Source organism: Ralstonia sp. 1138 (assembly GCF_040544795.1).
Classification (GTDB): Bacteria; Pseudomonadota; Gammaproteobacteria; order Burkholderiales; family Burkholderiaceae; genus Ralstonia; species Ralstonia flatus.
In genome coordinates, this window is the sequence record NZ_JBEPKQ010000001.1 from 101,289 (window position 1) to 122,746 (window position 21,458).

Annotated in this window: 16 protein-coding genes; all 16 read left to right on the forward strand. The window is 61.8% G+C overall.

Annotation, left to right across the window (positions count from 1 at the left end):
- The first annotated feature begins 1 nt into the window (after position 1).
- The 16 genes from tssB (at position 2) to ABIC76_RS00545 (ending at position 21,357) form a co-directional block, all read left to right on the forward strand.
- Positions 2 to 514, forward strand: coding sequence for a type VI secretion system contractile sheath small subunit (gene tssB, locus ABIC76_RS00470; RefSeq protein ID WP_009241817.1), 513 nt, complete (start codon positions 2 to 4; stop codon positions 512 to 514).
- On the forward strand, positions 507 to 1,991 hold the full coding sequence (gene tssC, locus ABIC76_RS00475; RefSeq protein ID WP_027678926.1) for a type VI secretion system contractile sheath large subunit: 1,485 nt from the start codon (positions 507 to 509) through the stop codon (positions 1,989 to 1,991). The genes tssB and tssC overlap by 8 nt, the downstream gene beginning before the upstream one ends.
- Before the next feature lie 105 nt (positions 1,992 to 2,096).
- Positions 2,097 to 2,600 carry an Hcp family type VI secretion system effector gene (locus ABIC76_RS00480; protein WP_009241815.1) on the forward strand — a complete coding sequence of 168 codons (504 nt, stop codon included), beginning with the start codon at positions 2,097 to 2,099 and terminating at the stop codon, positions 2,598 to 2,600.
- Between the two features lie 68 nt (positions 2,601 to 2,668).
- The gene (tssE, locus tag ABIC76_RS00485) at positions 2,669 to 3,142 is read left to right on the forward strand and encodes a type VI secretion system baseplate subunit TssE (protein ID WP_009241814.1); all 474 of its coding nucleotides are present in this window, start codon (positions 2,669 to 2,671) and stop codon (positions 3,140 to 3,142) included.
- A 78-nt stretch (positions 3,143 to 3,220) separates the two neighbouring features.
- A complete protein-coding gene (tssF, locus tag ABIC76_RS00490) occupies positions 3,221 to 5,071 on the forward strand; it encodes a type VI secretion system baseplate subunit TssF (RefSeq protein WP_354532588.1) in 1,851 nt (616 codons plus the stop codon).
- The gene (tssG, locus tag ABIC76_RS00495) at positions 5,035 to 6,126 is read left to right on the forward strand and encodes a type VI secretion system baseplate subunit TssG (protein WP_354532589.1); all 1,092 of its coding nucleotides are present in this window, start codon (positions 5,035 to 5,037) and stop codon (positions 6,124 to 6,126) included. The genes tssF and tssG overlap by 37 nt, the downstream gene beginning before the upstream one ends.
- A gap of 39 nt (positions 6,127 to 6,165) precedes the next feature.
- The gene (gene tssH, locus ABIC76_RS00500) at positions 6,166 to 8,889 is read left to right on the forward strand and encodes a type VI secretion system ATPase TssH (RefSeq protein ID WP_354532590.1); all 2,724 of its coding nucleotides are present in this window, start codon (positions 6,166 to 6,168) and stop codon (positions 8,887 to 8,889) included.
- Between the two features lie 21 nt (positions 8,890 to 8,910).
- Positions 8,911 to 11,670 carry a type VI secretion system Vgr family protein gene (locus ABIC76_RS00505; protein ID WP_354532591.1) on the forward strand — a complete coding sequence of 920 codons (2,760 nt, stop codon included), beginning with the start codon at positions 8,911 to 8,913 and terminating at the stop codon, positions 11,668 to 11,670.
- Positions 11,671 to 11,753: 83 nt separating this feature from the next.
- Positions 11,754 to 12,821 (forward strand): DUF4123 domain-containing protein, encoded by a 1,068-nt coding sequence (locus ABIC76_RS00510; protein WP_354532592.1) that lies wholly within the window; start codon positions 11,754 to 11,756, stop codon positions 12,819 to 12,821.
- A 6-nt stretch (positions 12,822 to 12,827) separates the two neighbouring features.
- Positions 12,828 to 15,719 (forward strand): T6SS effector BTH_I2691 family protein, encoded by a 2,892-nt coding sequence (locus ABIC76_RS00515; RefSeq protein ID WP_354532593.1) that lies wholly within the window; start codon positions 12,828 to 12,830, stop codon positions 15,717 to 15,719.
- Positions 15,716 to 16,846, forward strand: coding sequence for an MFS transporter (locus tag ABIC76_RS00520; protein ID WP_354532594.1), 1,131 nt, complete (start codon positions 15,716 to 15,718; stop codon positions 16,844 to 16,846). Before ABIC76_RS00515 ends, ABIC76_RS00520 begins: the two co-directional genes overlap by 4 nt.
- A 30-nt stretch (positions 16,847 to 16,876) precedes the next feature.
- Positions 16,877 to 17,383, forward strand: coding sequence for a hypothetical protein (locus tag ABIC76_RS00525; RefSeq protein ID WP_354532595.1), 507 nt, complete (start codon positions 16,877 to 16,879; stop codon positions 17,381 to 17,383).
- A 20-nt stretch (positions 17,384 to 17,403) separates the two neighbouring features.
- On the forward strand, positions 17,404 to 18,480 hold the full coding sequence (locus ABIC76_RS00530) for an MFS transporter (protein ID WP_354532596.1): 1,077 nt from the start codon (positions 17,404 to 17,406) through the stop codon (positions 18,478 to 18,480).
- Between the two features lie 185 nt (positions 18,481 to 18,665).
- Entirely contained in the window at positions 18,666 to 19,442 is a 777-nt protein-coding gene (locus ABIC76_RS00535; RefSeq protein WP_354532597.1) for a putative type VI secretion system effector, read from the forward strand.
- 96 nt (positions 19,443 to 19,538) lie between these two features.
- Complete coding sequence (locus ABIC76_RS00540; protein WP_354532598.1) at positions 19,539 to 20,285, forward strand: putative type VI secretion system effector; 747 nt, start codon at positions 19,539 to 19,541, stop codon at positions 20,283 to 20,285.
- 118 nt (positions 20,286 to 20,403) lie between these two features.
- A complete protein-coding gene (locus ABIC76_RS00545) occupies positions 20,404 to 21,357 on the forward strand; it encodes a DUF6708 domain-containing protein (protein WP_354533519.1) in 954 nt (317 codons plus the stop codon).
- Positions 21,358 to 21,458 lie beyond the last annotated feature (101 nt).

Sequence of the window (21,458 nt, forward strand, 5' to 3'; positions counted from 1 at the left end):
GATGGCCAAGAAAGAAAGCGTACAGAAGCGTCTGCAGAAGGTGCGTCCGCCGCGCGTGCAGCTGACGTATGACGTCGAAATCGGCGACGCAATCGAGACGAAGGAACTGCCATTCGTGGTGGGCGTGGTGGCTGACCTGTCGGGCCAATCCGAAGTGCAGCAGCCCAAGCTGCGCGACCGCAAGTTCGTCAACATCGACCGCGACAACTTTGACGAAGTGATGAAGGGCGTGGAGCCGCGCGCGGCGTTCCAGGTGCCGAACACGCTGACGGAAGACGGTGGCCGCTTTGGCGTCGACCTGAAGTTCCGTTCGCTTGAGGATTTCAGCCCCGAAGCCGTTGTCGAGCAGGTCGAGCCGCTGCGCAAGCTGCTCGAGGCGCGCTCCAAGCTGGCTGACCTGCGCAACAAGATGGCCGGTAACGACAAGCTGGAAGACCTGCTGTCTGAAGTGCTGAAGAACACCGAAAACGCGAAGAAGCTGGGCGCCAAGCAAAACGGGGGCGAGGATGCTTGAGAACCAATCCGCTGCGCAAGGCGCCTCGGTTGCGGAAGAGGTGAGCCTGCTCGACAGCATCGTCGAGCAAAGCCGCGTCGCCAAGTCCGACTCCGAGCGTGAACGCGCAAAAGACATCATCGGCGAGCTGGCAAGCCAGGTGCTGAGCGGCACCGTGGTGGTGTCCGACAACCTGTCGGCCACGCTCGACGCACGTGTGGCCGAGCTGGACCGCCTGATCTCGCAGCAGCTGAGCGCGATCATGCACGCGCCGGAATTCCAGAAGCTGGAATCCACCTGGCGCGGGCTGCACTACCTCGTCAAGGAAACGAGCACCGGCCAGACGATCAAGATCAAGGCGCTCAACGCGACCAAGCGCGATCTGACGAAGGACTTCAAGACCGCCATCGAGTTTGACCAGAGCGCGCTGTTCAAGAAGGTCTACGAAGAAGAATTCGGCACCTTCGGCGGGGCCCCGTTCGGCGCGCTGATCGGCGACTACGAAATCACGCGTCAGCCCGAAGACATGTACTTCATCGAGCAGATGGCGCACGTGGCTGCGGCTTCGCATGCACCGTTCATCGCCTCGTCGTCGCCGGAGCTGCTGGGCCTGGAATCGTTTGCCGACCTGGGCAAGCCGCGCGACCTGGCCAAGGTGTTCGACACGGTCGAATACGCCAAGTGGAAGTCGTTCCGTGATTCGGAAGATTCGCGCTACGTCGGTCTGACGCTGCCGCGCTTCCTGGGCCGTCTGCCGTACAACCCGAAGGACGGCACCGTGGTCGAGAGCTTCAACTTTGTTGAAGACGTCGACGGCACCGATCACAGCAAGTACCTGTGGTGCAACGCCGCCTGGGCGTTCGGCGCGCGCCTGACCGCGGCGTTTGACGACTTCGGCTGGTGCGCTGCCATCCGCGGTGTGGAAGGTGGTGGCCTGGTCGAAGACCTGCCGACGCACACCTTCAAGACCGACGACGGCGAGATCGCACTGAAGTGCCCGACCGAAATCGCCATCACCGACCGCCGCGAGAAGGAACTGAGCGACCTTGGCTTCATCCCGCTCGTGCATTGCAAGAACACGGATTACGCCGCGTTCTTCGCTGCACAGTCGGCGCAGAAGGCGAAGAAGTACGACTCCGACAGCGCAAACGCCAATGCGGTGCTGTCTGCGCAGCTGCAGTACATCTTCTCGGTATCGCGCGTGGCGCATTACCTGAAGGCGATGATGCGCGACAAGATCGGCAGCTTTGCCTCGGCCAAGAACGTTGAGACGTTCCTGAACCGCTGGATCTCGCAGTACGTGCTGCTGGACGACAACGCCACGCAAGAACAGAAGGCGCAATTCCCGCTGCGCGAGGCGTCGATCCAGGTGGCGGAAGTGCCGGGCAAGCCGGGCACGTATCGCTCGGTGGCGTTCCTGCGGCCGCACTTCCAGCTCGATGAACTGTCGATCTCGCTGCGCCTCGTGGCGGATCTTCCCAAGTCGGCCAACTCGTAATTCCTGACCGGACTCTCCCCGGGGGGGAATGTTCGGGCATAACCACCCGTTACGCTCGTTACCCGTTGCAGTACCAACAACCAATCTATTGAAGAGGGTCTCTGTATGAAGGATATCTACGTCAAGTTCGACAGCCCGGCAATCAAGGGGGAGTCGCAAGACAAGGATCACAAGGACTGGATCGAAATCAACAGCTGGTCGCAGGCCATCAGCCAACCGCGTTCGGCCACGGCTTCGACCGCCGGCGGCCACACGGCTGAGCGTTGCGAGCACCGCGACATGGTCTTCACGAAGGATCTGGACGTCGTCAGCCCGCTGCTGTACCAGCACGCTTCGGGCGGCACGACCTTCGGTGAAGTGACCATCGAATTCTTCCGCGCAGATGGCGAAGGCAACCGCGTGAAGTACCTCGAAGTCAAGCTGAAGAACGCCATCCTGAGCGAAGTCGATTCGCAAGTGGTCGCCCAGGGCATCCCGACCGACACGTTCAGCCTGCGCTACGCCGCTGTGCAGTGGAAGTACACGCAGCAAAAGAGCGCCGGCGGCCAAGGTGGCAACTCGCAAGGCGCCTGGAGCCTCACCAAGAACGACAAGACCTACTCGGTTTAACGTTTGGTGTTCTCCTGATGACAAGAGCCGCAGCCGCCGTGCTGCGGCATCTTGTTTTCTAGCAGCATATGAAAGGCTTCGAACCCAGCCTGCTCGACAAGCTCTTCGACGACGAGCCGCACGCGCCCATGCCCACGGCATTGCGCCAGCTCTCGCTGGAAGAACTCAAGAGCACCGTGGCACGCGATATTGAATCCTTGCTCAACACGCGCATCGTGTTGGAAGAAGAGGATTTGCACGGCTTGCCCGAATGCAAGCGGTCGCTGCTCACGTATGGTCTGAACGATTTTTCCGGCCTGAGCCTGGCCAGTTTCTACGACCGCAACTACATCTGCCAGTCGCTCACCAAGGCGATCGAGCGGCATGAGCCGCGACTGCAGCATGTGAATGTGTCGCTGGAGATCAATGAACGCGCGACCAATGCCTTGTGCTTTGGGATCAGCGCAGTGCTGCTGGTGGGGCCCGCACGCGAGCCCGTGAGTTTTGACGCCATGCTGCAACCGTCGACGCTGCGGTATTCCGTGTCACGCGGACGCGGCTGAGACTGCACGGACCTGCACAACGCACCACCCGCAACACGCTGAAGCACCCGCAGGACCGCCACCGGACCGCCACGAAGAATGGAAGAGCTGCTGCCTTATTACGAACGAGAACTGGCCTTCCTGCGCCGGTACTCGCGCGACTTCGCCGAGCGGTATCCGAAGATCGCCGGCCGCCTCGCCATGTCGGGCGACGGCTGCGACGATCCGCATGTCGAACGGATGATCGAATCGTTTGCCTTCCTGACCGCACGTGTCAGCAAGAAGCTCGACGACGACTACCCCGAATTTACCGAGGCGCTGCTGGAGGTGCTGTATCCGCACTACCTGCGGCCCTTTCCGTCGTGTTCTGTAGCGCATTTCGACGTGCGCGGAGTAGCTGCGCAACTGAGCGCGCCGGTCACGATTGCGCGCGGCACGTTCCTCACCACACGGATGGTGCGCAAGGTCGAATGCCGCTTCCGCACCGCATACGACGTCACGTTTGCGCCGGTGCGCGTGGCCGGCGCGACGTTCGAGCGCGCAGTGTCGGCGCCGGCCGCCGTGCAATTGCCCAAAGGCGCGACAGGCGCCATTGCCATCACGCTCGAATACGTGGGCGAGCGCGGCGGTTTTGAATCGCTGTCGATCGACAAGCTGCGCGTCTACATGGACGGCGAGCCGTCCTTCGTGGCGGCGCTGGGCGATGCGCTGTTCCTGCACACCGCAGCCGGATACGTGGAAGCCGAGCGCGCCGGCGTCTGGAAGCGCCTGATTTCCGTGCCCTTGCACGAAGTCGGCTTTAGCGAAGACGAATCCCTGATCGATTGCCCGGCACGCTCGCACCCGGCCTATCGGTTGCTGACCGAGCACTTCAGCTTTGCCGAGAAGTTCAACTTCTTCGACATCGACCTGGCCGCATTGCGACGCGGCCTGACGCCGGGTGTGCCGGTGCGCCGCCTGACGCTGCATCTGGTGCTGAAGGACGTGCGCAGCGATTCGCACGCCGCGCGCCTGCTCGAGAACCTGCAGCCGGAGCACCTGCGCCTGCATTGCACGCCCGTGGTCAATCTGTTCCAACAGAAGGCCGACCCAATCCGCATCGAACATACGGCCAGCGCTTATCCGGTCGTGGCCGACAGCCGGCGCGCGCACGGCTTTGATATCTACTCCATCGACAACGTGCAGCTGGTGCGTGAAACCACGGCACACGAGAAGGTGACGGAGTTCCGGCCGTTCTACTCGCTGCATCACGGCGAGGAACCCGGCCGGGCGGGGCATTACTGGCTGGCACGCCGCAACGAGCTGATCGCGCAGCGCAGCCCGGGTTTCGAAACGGAAATTTCCATCGTTGATACGCAGTTCGACCCCGCCAGCCCGCAGACGGACACGCTCAGCCTGACCGTCACCTGTACGAACCGGGACTTGCCTTCGACACTGGCGTTTGGTCAGCCCGATGGCGATCTGTCGATGGAAGGCAGTTCCATCGCTCGCAACATCACTTTCCTGCGCAAGCCCACGCCGTCGATGCGGTTTGGCGGCGGGCGCGCTGCGCAATGGCGATTGATCTCGCTGCTGGCGCTGAACCATCTGTCGCTCGTGCAGAACGGGTTGCCGACGTTGAAAGAGATGCTGCGTCTGCACGATCTGCCGCGCAACGCGATCTCGGCGCGGCAGATCGAAGGCATCGTCGCGCTTGATTACCAACCGGCGACGCAGTGGTTGGCCGGCAAGCCGTTCGCCACCTTCGTGCGCGGCCTGGAGGTGCGGCTCACGCTGGATGAAGACGCCTTTGTGGGCACCGGCATGCACCGGTTCATCCGTGTGCTGGACCACTTCTTCGGCCTGTACGTCCACATGAACAGCTTTGTGCAGTTGATTGCGGTCTCGCGCCGCACCGGCAAGGAATTGGTCAAATGCGCACCCCGCAGCGGCGAATCGATCCTGGTGTGATCCGGCGGCTGCTCCAGCAGCCGCACCGGTACCAGTTCTTCCAGGCCGTGCGCCTGCTGGAGCAACTGTTCGCGCGCGAAGGCGGCATGGCGCCCGAGCAGGCGCTGGCCACGCGCCTGAGCTTTCGCAACACGCTGTCACTGTCGTTTCCGCCCAGCGAACTGCAGCACATCGAGGCCGAAGGCATTACCGCCGAGATGCTCGAAACCGACGCTGCGTTCATTGCCGCGCTGGAAGAGGGCGCGCTCGATTCGCTGGCGATCACGCCCACGTTTTTCGGCATGCTGGGCGGGCAGGGCGCCTTGCCCTTGCGCTACACCGAAATCGTGGCCGAACGCGAAAGCCTCTGGCGCGACCGCGCTGCACGTGCGTTCTTCGACATCTTCTCGAACCGGGCAACGGCGCTGTTCTACCTGGCGTGGAAGAAATACCGCCTGCCGTTCCAGTACGAAGTCGACAGCAACAAGCATTACCTGCCGCTGCTGCTATCGCTGGCGGGGGCGGCAGACAAGACGCTGCGCCGCGATCTCTCCACCACGCCGGGGCCGATCCTCGACGAAGCGCTGGCCGGTTATGCCACGGCGATCCGGCATCGGCCGGTGTCTGCGGCGTACCTGCAGCGCGTGCTGTCGGATTACTTCCAGGCGCCGATGCGGGTGGAGCAGTTTGTCGGCGGGTGGTATCGCGTGCCGGCGTCGCAGTACACGCGGCTGGGCAGCACCAACAACGTGCTGGGCGCCACGGCGCTGGCCGGCGCGCGGGTGTGGCAGCGCGACCTGCGCGTGCGCTTGTGGGTCGGGCCGCTCAAGCGTGCGCAATACCGCAATTTCCTGCCGGGTGCCTCCGGCGCGCTGGCGCTGCGCAAGATGCTGACCATCCTGTGCGGCACCACGCTGGAGTTCGAAATCAAGCTGATCCTGCGCCAGCAGGACGTGACCGGCAGCACGCTGGACAACAGCAACGACGGGCGCCTGGGCTGGGACACCTTCCTGTGTTCCCGCCCCGCGCAGCAGGACCGCAGCGATGCGCAATACACCCTCGCGCCGCTGCATTGATACCGACACATTCATCGATTCTTCCGGAGCGCTGCCGCCATGGCCATCCCACTCAAAACGCTGATCACCAAGCTGAATGCGACGAGCCGGCAAGCCGCCGAGCGTGCCGCGTCGCTGTGCATGGCGCGCGGCAATTACGAGGTCGATCTCGAACACCTGTTCCTGGCGTTGCTGGAAAACCGCCGCAGCGACTTTGCCGTGGCGGCCCGCGCCAGCGGCATCGACCTGGTCGCGCTGCAACGTGACCTGGAGGCCGAGATCGGCCGCTTCCAGACCGGCAATACGCGCACGCCGGCGTTCTCGCCGTACCTGCCGAAGCTGTTCGAGCACGGTTGGCTGATTGCCTCGCTCGATTCGCAAATCACGCGCATCCGCTCGGGCCATCTGCTGCTGGCGCTGCTGACGGAGCCGAGCCTGTCGGCGCTCGCGCAACGGGGCTCGCGCCTGTTCGGGCAGATTGAAGCCGACCGCCTGAAGCACGACTTCGATCGGCTGACCGCCGGTTCCGACGAGCAAGAGCAGGCCGTGGACATTGCCGACGACGGCGCAGACGCTACGCAAGGCGAAGGCGGCAAGCCCGCCGCGGCGCTGACGTCCACACCCGCGCTGGACCAGTTCACGGTAGACCTGACCCAGTCCGCGCGCGATGGCCGCATCGACCCTGTCATCGGCCGCGATGCCGAGATCCGCCAGGTGATCGACATCCTGATGCGTCGTCGCCAGAACAACCCGATCCTCACCGGCGAAGCGGGCGTAGGCAAGACCGCCGTGGTGGAGGGCCTGGCCCTGCGCGTGGCCGCCAACGATGTGCCGCCGCCGCTGCAGGGCGTGACGCTGCGCACGCTCGACATGGGGCTCCTGCAGGCGGGCGCCAGCGTCAAGGGCGAATTCGAGAACCGCCTGAAGAACGTGATCGACGAGGTGAAGAAGAGCCCGAAGCCGATCATCCTGTTCATTGACGAGGCGCACACCATCATTGGCGCAGGCGGGCAGGCAGGGCAGAACGATGCGGCCAACCTGCTCAAGCCTGCGCTTGCGCGCGGCGAACTGCGCACGATCGCGGCCACCACGTGGAGCGAATACAAGAAATACTTTGAAAAAGATGCCGCACTGGCGCGCCGCTTCCAGGTCGTGAAGGTGGACGAGCCGAGCGAGCCGCTGGCGGCCGCCATGCTGCGCGGCATGGCCGGGCTGATGGAGCGGCATTTCGGCGTGCGTGTTCTGGACGAGGCGATTACCGAGGCCGTGCGCTTGTCGCATCGCTATATCAGCGGCCGCCAGCTGCCGGACAAGGCTGTCAGCGTGCTAGACACGGCTTGCGCCAAGGTGGCGCTGGGCCAGAGCGCCACGCCCGGCGCGATTGAAGACGACCAGAAAACGCTCGAACGCCTGCAAGGCGAGATCAACGCGCTGGAGCGCGAGCAAAGCGCCGGTGCCGAGCACGACGCGCGCCTGAAGGCGCTGAACGAGCAGCGCACGGAGCTGGAGCAACGCGTCGCGCAGAACACCGAACGTCTGGCGCAGGAACGCGCGCTGGTCGCCCGCATTCAGGCGCTGCGCGAGGCGCGGGAAAGCGGTACCGCCCAAGCCGGCGAGGAAGACGCATTGCCCGTGGCCGCCAACAGCGACGTCGTGTCGATCCCCAAGCGCAAGCGTGCAGCCGACAAGGCGGACGAGCAGGACGAGCTGGCCAAGCTGCTCGCCGAGCTGCGCGCGCTGCAAGGCGAATCGCCCATGGTCCCGTTGCAGGTGGATGGCCATGTCGTGTCGGAAATCGTCTCGGCCTGGACGGGCATTCCGCTGGGCCGCATGGTCAAGGACGAGCTGCGCACGGTGCTGAACCTCAAGCCGCTGCTGGCCGCCCGCGTGATCGGACAGGACCACGCGCTGGATGCCATCGCGCAGCGCGTGCGCACCGCCACTGCCAATCTGGAAGACCCGAACAAGCCGCGCGGCGTGTTTCTGTTTGCCGGCCCGTCCGGCGTCGGTAAAACGGAAACCGCGCTGGCACTGGCCGACATTCTCTACGGCGGCGAGCGCAAGCTCATCACCATCAACATGAGCGAGTACCAGGAGGCGCACAGCGTGTCGGGCCTCAAGGGCTCGCCGCCGGGTTATGTCGGTTATGGCGAAGGCGGCGTGCTGACCGAAGCCGTGCGTCGCAACCCGTACAGCGTCGTGCTGCTCGATGAAGTCGAAAAGGCCCACCCGGACGTGCTGGAGATGTTCTTCCAGGTCTTCGACAAGGGTGAAATGGACGACGCCGAAGGCCGCCCGATCGATTTCCGCAACACCATCATCATCCTCACGTCGAATGTCGGCTCGCAGGCCATCATGCAGGCCTGCCTGAACAAGCCGGTTGAAGAACTGCCCGACGCCGATGCGCTGGCAGAGCTGCTGCGCCCGACGCTCTACAAGGCGTTCAAGCCCGCATTCCTGGGGCGCATGAAGGTGGTGCCGTATTACCCGATTTCCGACGATGTGCTGGCCGAGATCATCACGCTCAAGCTGGGCCGTATCCGCGATCGCGTGGCCATCAACCACAAGGCGACGTTCCAGTGGGACAACGCGCTGGTTGAATCGGTGCTCGCACGCTGCACGGAAGTCGATGCCGGCGCCCGCGCGGTCGATCACATCCTCAACGGCACGCTGCTGCCGCAGATTGCCGAGTCGGTGCTGACGCGCATGGCGGAGGGCGGCAGCGTCGAGAAGATCAAGGTCGGCGTCGGCAAGAACGGCGAGTTCAAGTACCGCATCAACTAAGTCGCTTCGCTGGAGCACATCATGGTCTCTCCGACCGAGTTGGCAAACCTGCTACGTGCATCGTTCTCCCAGGCCGACCGGCTGCTGCGCCTGGAAACGCCGCTGGGTCCGAACGTCCTGCTGCCCGAACAGGCGGATGCAGCCGAGCACATCGACGCAGGCGGCTTCCGGCTGGAACTCACGGCGTTGTCCGACAACGCTGACATCGATTCGGCCAAGCTGCTCGGCCAGCCCGTGCGGCTGGATCTGCTGACACAGCAGAGCCGGAGCGCGCTGCGGCCGTTTCATGGCCACGTCACGCGCTTCGAGCAGGTGGGGGCCAACGGCGGCCTGGTGCGCTATCGGCTGGTGATCGAACCTTGGCTGGCGTTCCTGCGCCATCGGCAAGACAGTTTCCTGTTCCAGGACATGTCGGTCATCGAGGTGATCGACAGCCTGTTTGGCGACTACCAGGGCCAAGGCCGCCTCGTGCCCGCCTGGCGCTGGGCTTTGCGCGACAGCTCGGTCTGCACGCGCCGCAGCGTCATCACGCAATACGACGAAAGCGACTTTGATTTCGTCACGCGGCTGCTGGCCGAAGAAGGGCTGTTCTATTTCTTCGAGCACGAAGCCAAGGACGGCGATGCGCTGGGCGTACACCGCATGGTCATTGCAGATTCCAATGACGTCTTTGCCGACAACAAACAGGCCAGCATTCGTTTTGGCCGCGCAGATGCCGCGGCCACAGAGGACGTGATCGACCGCTGGCAAGGCGCCCGCCGTTGGCAGACCAATGCCGTATCGATCGCCAGTTGGGACTACCGCGCCAACGCCAAGCGCACGGCGCAACTCGGGGCGCAGCAGCAAAGCAACGACGGCCCGCAGCTGACGTTGCAAGACACCGATTACCCTGGTCAGTACTGGTTTGAAGACAACAACCAGGCGCAGCGCGTCGCGCGGCTGATGATGGAAGCGCTGGAGCTGCGCGACAAGCAGTTCGACGGCGAAGGTACGGCCCGCACCTTGGCGACCGGCACGCGCTTCCAGTTGCTCGATCACTTCGATCACGACGATGGCGAGCAGCGCTTTGCCGTGTTGGCCGTGACGCACCAGGCGCGCAACAATTTCAACGACCGCTTCGGCCAGGTGCTGACAGAGACGCTGGGCATGCTGCGTGGCAGCGATGTGCTCGCTGCAGGCAGCAACCACGGCACGGGTGACGACGCGCCGTTCTATCGCAACCACTTCACCGTCGTGCGCGACAACGTGCCCGTGCGCCCGCAGCAGAGCGATGAGCAGGGCCGTGCGCTGCATCCACGCCCGACCGTCAACGGCAGCCAGACTGCGCTGGTGGTGGGTGCGGAAGGGCCCGTGCATACCGACCGGGACCATCGCATCAAGGTGCAATTTCATTGGCAACGCGGCGCTCGGTCGGCCAGCCGCCAATCGCATCCGGCTGGCGACGATAACGCGCGTGCCAGCGCCGGCCTTGGTGCATGGGTGCGCGTGACCGCGCCCGTGGCCGGTCCGAACTGGGGCGGCGTGGCACTGCCGCGCGTCGGCCAGGAGGTGCTGGTCGAGTTCCTGCAAGGCGACATCGATCGGCCCGTCGTGGTGGGCGCCGCGTACAACGGCAGCGGCCAGACCGACGCGCAATACAACCAGAACCAGGCTGGCGCAGCCGGCGCCACTGGCAACGCGCCGGCCTGGTTTGCCGGCGACAGCAAGAGCCAGGGCGCCTACGCCCACAACGCCGTGCTGTCCGGCATCAAGACGCAGGCGCTGGCCGGCAGCCAGTCGGGCTCGTCGGGTTACAACCAGCTCGTCTTTGATGATTCCGCAGGACAAGGCCGCACGCAGCTCAGCACCACGCAGGCGGCGACCGGCCTCGTGCTCGGCCATCACAAGGAACAGATCGACAGCGCGCGGCAGGCCGATCTAGGCCACGGAGCAGCGCTCGCCACCGACGACAGCGGCGCCGTGCGCGCCGGCGCCGGCCTGCTGCTCACCGCCCACAGTGCCGGCACCAGCGCGTCTCTGCAGGACAGCGAAGCCGCCGCCAGCCAGATCGAAGCCGTGAGCGACCTCGCCGAATCCCTCGCCGACGCGGCACAGAAGCAGAAAGCCGGCCTGGCCGATGAACCTGCCGCCAAGGAACTCCCCGCGCTCAAGCAACTGCGCCACACCACCGAAGTGCTGCGCCACGCCGAAAGCGCCGGTGAAGGCGCGCAGGCCGTTGCCTACAGCGAGCCGCATCTGCAAGTCTCGGCGCCCAAAGGCATCGTCAGCACGACGCCGGCCGATGCGGTGCTGGTTGCCGGCACGCAAGCCACGTTGATCGCCAAGCAAGACACCAACGTCGCCGCGGGCGGCAATCTCTCAGTGGCGGTCGCCGAGGGGTTGAGCCTCTACGCGCACGGCAAGTCGCTCGGGCAAGCCGGGGATGCCACACCGGGCATTGCAATGCATGCCGCAAGCGGCAAGGTCGGGCTTTCGAGCCTCAAGGGCGAGACTCATCTCGTGGCCGAGAAAGCCGTGACGGTCGCCTCCACGCAAGGCAACGTGACGGCGGAGGCGAAGCAGCACGTGCTCGTTAATGCGGCCGGTGCGCAGATCAAGGTGACGAACGGCACGATTGAACTGCATGCGCCGGGGATGGTGACGTTCAAGGGGGCGGGGCATCGGTTTGTGGGGCCGGGGGGCGCGGGAGTGGATAACAAGCTGGCTAGCGGCAATCTGAAAGGATGCGGCATGCAGGAAAGCAGCGCTGCGGCGAGTGGCACGGGTTCGATCTCGCGTTGAGCCTTTAGAGCGACAGCATGACAAATCGCATATTGGCGGACTTGGAAGCATCGCTATTGACGTCAGCAAGCGCAGACCCAAGCATGCCACACCCCGATGCGGTGGCACGGAGCAAGGAGTTGGCCGCTGGCTACCACGCCTTGCAACGCCAACAGAAGCCGGGAGACCGCCCCCTACGCGCCTACCTGCTGCTGAACGCATGGGAAGGTAACCAGTTGGCCGCTTCCATTGCTCTAGCATGGCCCGAAGCCGCCGCCGCACGCGCAGCCGTGCCCGACGACTTCTACGCCGGCCGGGAAGACCAAGCCCCCTGCGTGGTTCCGGTGCCAGACAGTGCCTTGCCAGACGGCACTAGCGACACGTTGGAGCAAGCACACGCACAAGACACTCTGGCGCCTCTCCTGGAGGCCGCCAGCAGGCAAGCGCACCAACGGCTGGTGCGGCAGGACCTGGGCGCCGTGCTGTTCAGCGCCGATTCTGCCGCCTGCGTCGCGCAATACCTGCGCATGCTCGGGCTTCAATACCCGCCGCAAAGCCGCAGAGCGAAAGTGTTCCGCTACCAAGACCCGCGCGTCATGCAGCGCGTTTGGCCCGAGTTGAGCGCCGCACAGCAAGGCATGTGGCTAGGCGCGGTGCAAGCATGGTGGACCTTGTCCCAACCCTGGGGGCCGTGGGCGATGGAAGATCTCGTCGAGACGGAAAGCGTCGCCGCGCCGATCCCCGCCTGGTTCAAGGCCGAGCGGACGATGGTGCCGGACGGGCAGACGGAAACGCTGATGGTGAACCGACTGATGGACATGGGGCAGTGGGGGGTGGCGCATTCGGCGCCCGTGGGGAATCAGAGTTGGGCGGCGTTCGCCAGCGCAAAGGTTCCCACCACGCAGCAGCCCGATGGGGCAGCCATGTCTGCCGCCATTGCTCGAGGCCAGCGCCTTGGGCTCGATGGCCAGGATCTAGAGGCATTCATCGAGGTGTCGTGGCTGCTTCCCGGCGAAGCGGGCGCGACCCATGCCCACGCACGCAATTGGGATGACGCACCGAACCGCGCCGCGCTTGAGCACACTCTGAGCCAGATGCGCAGTCAATCTGGCTTGCGTTTTGCAAGCGCGTGGCTAAGCACCCAACTCCATCCAGACCGTAGCCGTAGCTGACCGACCATGCCGTGTGAAAAACCTTGTACAAATTGCAGCCGCGAGGGCCTGCCGATTCTTTTCACCCGTTACGCGGCCGCCTACAGCGCTCAGGACAAGGGCATGGCGGCGTTGCGAAAGCTGGCGCCCGTCAAGCCCTTTGAAAACAAGCCGGGCGGCGTGGACATCAAGACCGCGGTGTATGGCGTGCGGATGCTGCGTGCCGGCTATCTCTATGTCCGTTTCAGTCATCCCGCCTACCGCGCCCCACAATGGTGGGGCTTCGCGGTGCATCCGCATGGTTACCTTGCGCAATTCACAGTTTCGCAACCGGAGACGGCGCAAGCCAAGGTGGCGTGTGCGCGCGATTCACGTCAGGCAAACAACTCCCTGGTATGGATTCCTGACGCCAAGAACGTCACCGAATTGCATTACCTGTTCCACCCTGACGTCATCGACTACAAGCATCTGATGGATGAGATCGAGCCCAAGCGAGATCAATACATGCAGAAGCTTGATATTGCCCGATGGGCTAACGGGTCCACTTCGCAGTATCACACCTGCACGCCCGATAGGCTCACCACTCAGGTGGCGGAGTTTGCGGCGCTAGGAAACCAAGTCGTTCGAGATGCCTTTGAAGGGCAGTTCTTCGGCCTCATGGGCAGCGACCCTATTGAGCGCGGTTGGGGGGATTGGGAGGAAGCTGTTGAATATGATGAAGAAGAGGATGCGCCAGGCACCGCCGGCATGATGGGCGTCAAGGTGCCAACCGGCAACAAGCTAACAACCGTCGTCAATCGCAAGGGGCCCAGTTACGACCAAGCCCATGGCCAGCGCCTCAAGCAGATGGCCGAATTCCTGCAAAAGAACAAAGGGGCAGTAGTGGCCTGCGCGGATCCCATCGGCATCGCGCAGACCCTGTCGATGTGTCTTCCACTGATGGCTGCGCCCTACGAGTTGTGGATGAATAGCGCACCAGTCAAGCCGCTCACCGACTTCCCCAAACTCACAAATGGCTGGCTAGTTTCTGCTGCGGGTTCGATCGAGAACCTGCTGGGTGCCATGAAGCAGGGGTTGACACAGTCGCAAAATGCCGAACTTAAAGCATTGAAGGAGCACCGCAAGCTGGTCAGCGATCACAACCTTTTTGTGCCGAGCAGAATGGAGCGTCAGCCGGACGGTACGTATCGCTCAATCAGCCCGGATCAAGCTCGGGCTGAACTGCTTGCACGGCTGGACGCGAGAATCAGCAAGCAGCAGGCAGACATCGATGCGGGCAAGGTAGCGGACCCCAAGAACACCTTGACTGAAGCGCGCAAACTGTTCGATCAGTCCAAGATCGACGCCTTCAACAAGGAGCAACTCCAGCCGGAACTGAAAGCGCTGGATGAACGCTTAGACGCCCTGAGCCACGATCTGATCGCCTGGCTGGATGCGGCAGCCATGCGCGGCGTGCTCGAACGCTACAACGGCAAAGATCCCGACCTGGGTGGCGACGGCGAGAACTTTGCACTCCACCTGTCAATAGCGCTGATGAATTTGGACAGTTCCAACACGGGCCGACGCTATCTGGGCGCCAAGAACCCATTCACTTACGCGCGCGACAATCTCGTAGCTCGCGTGGTTGGTTGCAACAGCAAGGCGGTGAGCAGCGAGATATACAACGCATGCCAGAAGCTGAACTTCTCCGCCGCAGCCAATACCAACGCCGCACAGCAGCGCGACCCGGCTGAACTCGAACTCAAGCAACTGGACGCCATGATCTCGATGGTGAGCGGCTGGGGCAAGGTCATCAAGTCCGCCGACAAGATGAACAAGCTGTATGACAAACCGCCTACGACCGTCAGTGAGCGGCTCAAAGCCGCCAATGATGTGCAGTCGGCCATCAAGGCGGCCGCCGGTGCCGGATGGTCCTCTGTGCTGTTTGCAGCCGCTACGTTGGTAGCCGCGCGCGCAGGCGGCACTGAAAAGGAAAAGACCTTGCTGGGCGCCCGGGCGCTGGCGTTCGCGCAGGGTTTTGGCACCGATGCGCAAAGACTGTTGCTTGCCCAGCGCAAAGAGCAGGTAGAGAAGATTCTTGCCAAGAATCCGACGCTAACCACCAAGGTCGGTGTGGGCGGTCCACGCGAGTGGCAAGCCGAGGCGGCAAGCCTGCAACGTAAGCTGAACAAGGCAGTGGAAAGCAGCGGCACCAAGAGCATCGTGGGCAAAATGCGCGTGAGCGGTCTGCTCTTCATCGCTGATGCCTTCGGCACGTTGGTGGGCGGTACAGCCAAGGCGGGCATCAAGATGGATCCTCGGACGGCAATGGAAACCACGGGTCAGTATCTGACGCTGGTCGGTACCTTCCGAGACCTGCGTACCACCATGTGCGAAGAGATGGTGTTCAAGACGGTGGTGACAGAGGTCAAGGGAGCCGAGATTACGGTGGCGCCGTTTGCTCAGGGCACAAAGCTCGATGCGGTGGCGATCAAACAACTGCTCAAGCTCAGGCAGGCGGCCGGGCGGTTTACCATCGCAGGTGCGACGGTGATGGTGGGGTTGGACGTGTTTGATGGATGGCGGTCCTTGAAGGACGACCAAAAGCTCCTTGCCACAGCGTATTTCGTAAGAGGGGTCGGCGGTAGCTTTGCAATTGCAGGTGTAGCTATCGCAATGACTACCCTCAGATATGCCACTCTTGTTGTGCGCTTGAATCTGGTAGGCATTGTCATCACTGTGGTCAGTACCGTCGCCATCGAAATGCTCAAGCCCAAGTTATGGCAGGACTGGTTCCGCGCCCAGCCCTTCCGTAGGGAAGAGGACAATACCGATGGCAGTTGGAGTCAGTGGTTTACCAAACCATCGCCGCACAAGAGCAAGACACAGATGCTGAGCAAGCTGGACGAGGCAGTTGATGATGCAAAAAAAGGAGCTTGAAATTGTTTCAGCCGCAGCTTGAGCTAGCTCATGAGTGCCGAAAGCACGGGAGGAAAATCGCGGTAGAGCTTCTTGGGGACATTCACGAATACACAAAGCTGTATGGCCCCAAAGAGCAAGCAGATGTGCCGTATCTGAACGCGCGCCAATTGTTCGACTTCAACGAGCATTTCATCGAGTGGGGCGGACCGACAGGGGATCGGACGGTGGTTAGCATGGTGCTATTGCCTGTCCTCATGCTTCTGTTGCCTGTTGGATGCTATCTGGCGCCGAGTGTGCTGTACGACACCATATTTGCGTGGAGGGATGGTGCTGGATGGGGCGGCCTCGCGCAAGGATGGGCGATCTTTGCGGGCATGTTCCTGCTGCTCGGAGTATGGTCTGTTGCGGGCATATCTTGGTACTTCTTACTGCGCGCTCATTTGTTCACAGCACTTTGCCCACGCTACCGATTCAACCGCACTACGCGTAAAGTCTATGTGCTCCGCCCTCGCCAGTTCGGCGGTAACGTGATCCTCGATTGGGATCGCGTGCTAGCACATCCGAATTGGTGCGCTGCTCCAGACAATGTATTTCACCCAGGGTTTCAACATGACCCGGCGCTGCGTGAGGCGCGCATTTCCGGCAAGGGTGGCGTCATGATGAAGTACGGTTTGGTGCTTTATTGGCCACCACTGGACGCAGAGGACCCCGAGCGCACAGGCGAAGAATTGCTATGGGTGGGTCAATGGCATTCGAGCATTAGCGACTGGGAATACATTCGCCGCTTTATGGAAGAAGGTATGGATGCCGTGCCGAAGCCCGAGGCCAGCCATTACCGACGCAAAGGGCGCAGTTCGATGCGGCAGTACTACTGGGAAGAGGAAATGGACCCGGAGTTGCGCCAAGCTGAGCTACTTGGTGAACCCGATCCACGGGCAAAACTGAACTGGCTCCAACGCTTACTTCCAGCACCATTCTTGTTCTTCAATACCCTAGGCCAATGGCTGTGCTATTGGCCAACCTTCCCCAAGGAGTGGAACAGTGACTGCGGCAGGACGCGCCGCGAGAGCGGGATTGGACCAGAAGAGCCGTTGCGCTGGACGCCAGAAAAGTGTAACGCCAGCAGGACACGGATCTCTTTCTGAACCGGCGTGATTCCCTCCAACACGTACCGCATGCCCATCACTGCTACACCAATTCTTGACCGGCTACTCTTCGACAAACTCGTCAGCCAAGAACATCATGATCTCGCCCGCCAGAGATTGGATGCCTTGCCGAACGAGCCCTACTCCAATACAGGCGAAGCCCTGATCTGGCTGCGTACAGAAGACATCCTGTCCGACTCAGATCTAGAGGAAATGGAAACGTTGTCGATGTCACAAGCCGGCTTCGCGGGTAACGCCGCTCGCATTGAGGCGGTTGGGCAACTGCATGTAGCCGTGCAGCACCACGCCGAGGCATGCGTCAAGGAAACGCTAAAGCAAAGTGACAAGGCCATGCTGGATGCGATGTTCCCTGGGCCTCGGTGGCTCTGGCTGTCCGGCGGTGCAGTCCTTGCGGTGGTCGTTGGGGCCGAAGTTTCCGAAAGAGTGGAACAGCGATTGTGGCCAGAAGCGCCGCGAGAACGGCATCGGGCCAGAGGAACCTCTGCGGTGGAAAGCCTCTCTGGAAAACACTGTTGACGAGCGCCTAGAGTCCAGACATGTTCGACTGTGAGGCGGCATTCCACGTGCATCGAAAGAAGCATGGCAGGAAGGAGGCCGTCGAATTCCTGGCTGATATCAATCGGTACACCGTGCTGCACGCTCCCAAGGAGCGCCGCAAGGATGATGCTAAGCCCAGCTTGGAATGGGCGCGTACGCTGTTCGATCATAACGAGCACTTCATCGAACTCTCCAATATGGGCGAGGAAGATCGCTCTGTTGAGTTCATGGCGGTGGGCTTGTTATGGCTTGCGCTCGGTGTTTGTTTGTTCTTTTGGATGCTGCTATCCACGATGGACCCCGTGTTTTCCAGCGGGTGGTACATCTCCATGCTGATCGGCGCCGGCATGACAGGAGTCATGGGATTTGTGTTGTCTCTCTTTTGGCCAGAGAAGATTGCGCCTAACTATTTCACGCTGCTGCGACCGCGTTATCGCTTCAATCGCACCACACGCAAAGTGTATGTGGTGCGTCCGCAGCGTTATGGCGGGAACGTCGTTCTGGACTGGGATCGCGTCAGGGCGCATACCAGTTGGTGTGCACCACGTGACATGCGGCCAGACCAGATTGATGACAAATTCGCTCGCCAGCGCAGGCAGGAGACAGGTGGAGGCTATTTTGGGCTGCGTGGCCTGGTGCTGTACTGGCCGCCGTTGGACCCGAGCGACCCCGAACGCAAGGGCGAGGAGGTTCTTTGGGTCGGCCCCAAGCTGGCTGGAGAAGGTTTGTGGCAGTACATCCGCACGTTCATGGAAGAGGGCATCGACAAGGTGCCGGTCCCGACCGAATACGAATGGCTGCGAAAAGGCTTCCATACCCCGAGTCAGCATCTTGAGGAAACGGAGTTGTCGGCCTCGCGCGTACTGGATCGTGTCGGTGGTCGCGGCGAGAATTCCGCGCAAACGCAGCTCACATTCTTGGCGACGTTTCTGTGGGCGCCTCTGCATTGCCTGGCTGAGCGTCTGTGCACCTGGCCGACGTTCCCGAAGGAATGGAACAGCGATTGCGGACGGCCGCGTAGAGAAGACGGGATTGGGCCAGAGGAACCGTTAAAGTGGGTGCCAGAAAAAGCGTGATTGGACTGGCCATAGAAACGCGTCACCTTCTTAAAGCCGAATCGCGGAAAGCAAAGCCATGTTGATGTCTTGCAGAAGTGATGCGATCGCTGCGCCTTCGGCTTGAAACGGGTGCAACCGTAAGACAGCTACAAGACCGCCGAGTCGCAGCTTGCCGCCTTCAACAAAGCCTTGACGGGGGCGGAATGAGCGATGGACTGGAACTGATCTCGGGCATGGTCAGCGGCCTGACGATTCACGATGGCGAACAAGCTTTCTTGAGCGAAGCACAGCAGGGCTCTGGTGCGGCCGTGGCTGCTGGCCTTGCGACGGCGGGGCTGACTGGAGCCGGTGCGGGCGCGGGCTTGGCGGCCACATCCACAGGTGACGCGGTGCAGTTCTTTACTTGCCAGTTGGGCGAGCGCACCGTGGCAGGTGGCTTCAGCAAGGTGACGTTCAAGAATGGGGATGAAGTCTCGTTTGTGGTTGCGCGTCAGCCACGTGCAGCAGATCGGGCCTTGGCCGCCATCAGGCCGAGGGACCACACACTATGGATGAGTTTGCATTGCTCACGGGGTGTGCGAGCGCATAGGCGCTTTGCGTATGGAGTTTTTTTGCGACTGGTAGTGGGTTTGCCGGTATTCTTTTGTGCCAGCTATTTGGCATCAAGCCTGTTTTCGTTTGGCCCCAAAATCGATGCCGGAACATTTCACGTTGTGTTGCCGATGTTTTCTACATTCGGGGTTGTAGCAGCGATTTACTATGGCCTTCGCTTCTACTTCCAATGGCGCCCCGTTGCTCAGCAAGCCGAACGTATCTTTGCCGTCCTCGGCTACCCCAATCCTTCACGCGTCGATCTGCCGCGCGACCACAAGCGTTACAGCAAGGCCCGCGGCATAAAATGGCCTTACCTCAGCGATGGGCCATGGATCTACCACTATCTTGATCCGCATGAAGAACGCGGCAGGGCAACAAGGCCTTGACAGGGACAGAATGAGCGAAGGGCTGTCGGCTAAAAGACAGCCAAGGAACAAGGCGAAAAATTGTCGGCTGCTTTGGTCAAAATGCGTTTCCGATAAATGAGCGTCGAGCAACGGCCTGAAGGGTTGGTAAAGCTGACGGGCACGATAACGAGCTACAAGGTGACCCGTGCAGAAGCGAGTTTCGTATTTACGGAGGCCGATCGGGACAAGCTCGGAGTGGTCGCCGTTGCAGCGGGCATCGCCGGGTTGAGTGGACCCGCGATCGCGACAGCAGCGTCCGCATCGAGTGCGGAGGAACATGCTGATTACGTCGAATTCGACCTCGACGGCGATCCGGTCAAGGGCTGGGTCTGGCGCAGTCCTTTCAAAGAAGGGGACAAAGTCGAAGTGGCCGCCGAATGGCGTGACGATCACTATGAGACAGCGGGCATTGCGAGACCAGAGGACCGCATCATCGCGTTGTACCCGCATTGCTCTCGGGGTAAGGCCCGGCATATCAAGAATGCGGTGAAGTGGTGGGTTATAGGAGTAGCTGGGATACTTGTGGGACTAGGGGCGCCGCTACTGGGAATCATGCTGCTGCTCGTCGAGTCGCCGCAGAATTTGCTGCACGACGTTTTCCCGTACGGCTTTTTAGCCATGAGCGCAGGGTTCTATGCGTTCTTCGGCCTGATGGCCATTAGCCTCGCCAGAAAATGGATGCCATTTGTACGTCTGACGGAGAAGGTTTGCCGCACGCTGGGCATTCCCGATTCCGGGAACGTCGATCTGGTCAAGTCGGCCAAGGTCCAACGCAAGCCGGATGACCCGGGCGAATACGGCACCTTCTACTTCAGATACTGATGCGTTGGCAGGCGGCGAGAAACAGGGTTTGGCCGATCCAACCCGGAGGGCTGTTGCGCAAGCCGGCCATGTGCCTATGCACCTAGGATTCCAGAGGGAACGATGATGAGTGCTCGAGATGACGGGAAATGCATCGAAACTGCAGCCGCAGAGCCCCTACTGGTATGAAGACTTGCCCGGCCCAACCGTGCCGCTCAAGTCCAGCGACAAGAATGACCAACCTAACCTCGCACTCGACCTGAATTACGTGAATGAAGACGTGTTTGAGTTGTCCCGGGCGTCGTCCATCCAGCGCGGTTTTGGTCTGATGTTTGGGGTGGGCGTCTCCATCGCGTTTGTCGCCATGCTGCCGTTCATCGGCCAGATGTATCAGGAGGGCCACCCTGAAGAGTCGCCGGTCATCGCGTCGGTGCTGGCCTTGATGCTGCTGGGGCTTGCGGTTCTTTTGCTTCACCTCATCAAGAGAGGGGTGCGGACGCCACGGGACCTTCCGGTTCTATTCGATCGAAAAAATCGGAAGGTCTTTGCGTTTGAGTATGTGCCCAAGGCGAATCCATTCGCCACATGGAAGACCGTGGTCAAGGAGCTGGATTGGTCGCGCGTCGAAGCGGAAATTGGAAAGATCGCCGGATACAACGGCAAGACATACTCGGTGCGCTATGGGCTGATTTTGGCGCAGTGCGAAGCGAATACAACCAAGGTCCAGGATCGGATCATCGTGAAGTCGCAAGTGGCGACTCCACTCGTGCTGCATCAGATGTGGGCGTATATCCGATGCTTCATGAGTGAGGGGCCAAAGAATCTCCGAGACATCAGGCCGTTCCCGCGCGATATCAGTTTCCGGCGGTGCCTGCTGGAGTTCTATCCGTTGTTTGACCGGACAGAAGAGGGCGCGCGGCTTCGCGCCAATATGCACGCGGTTGAGTTGGTGCTGCTGACGGCGGTTGGGATCCCGCTGTTTTGGCTGTTTCTTCCTGCGGGTATTTTCGAGTACGTCGGGCAACGCCTTGCGCCGGAGCCAAAGTGGCCGGCAGAGATCGTTTCGCGAACCGGGCGACCCTCGCGCGATTGAGTTTCCTTGTACCGGGATGCGCCACCCGTGAAGCTCAACGGTGCAGATGTGAGCGATGGGTCCGCCCACACATGAAGATTTAGAAACAATCCCCCCAACCG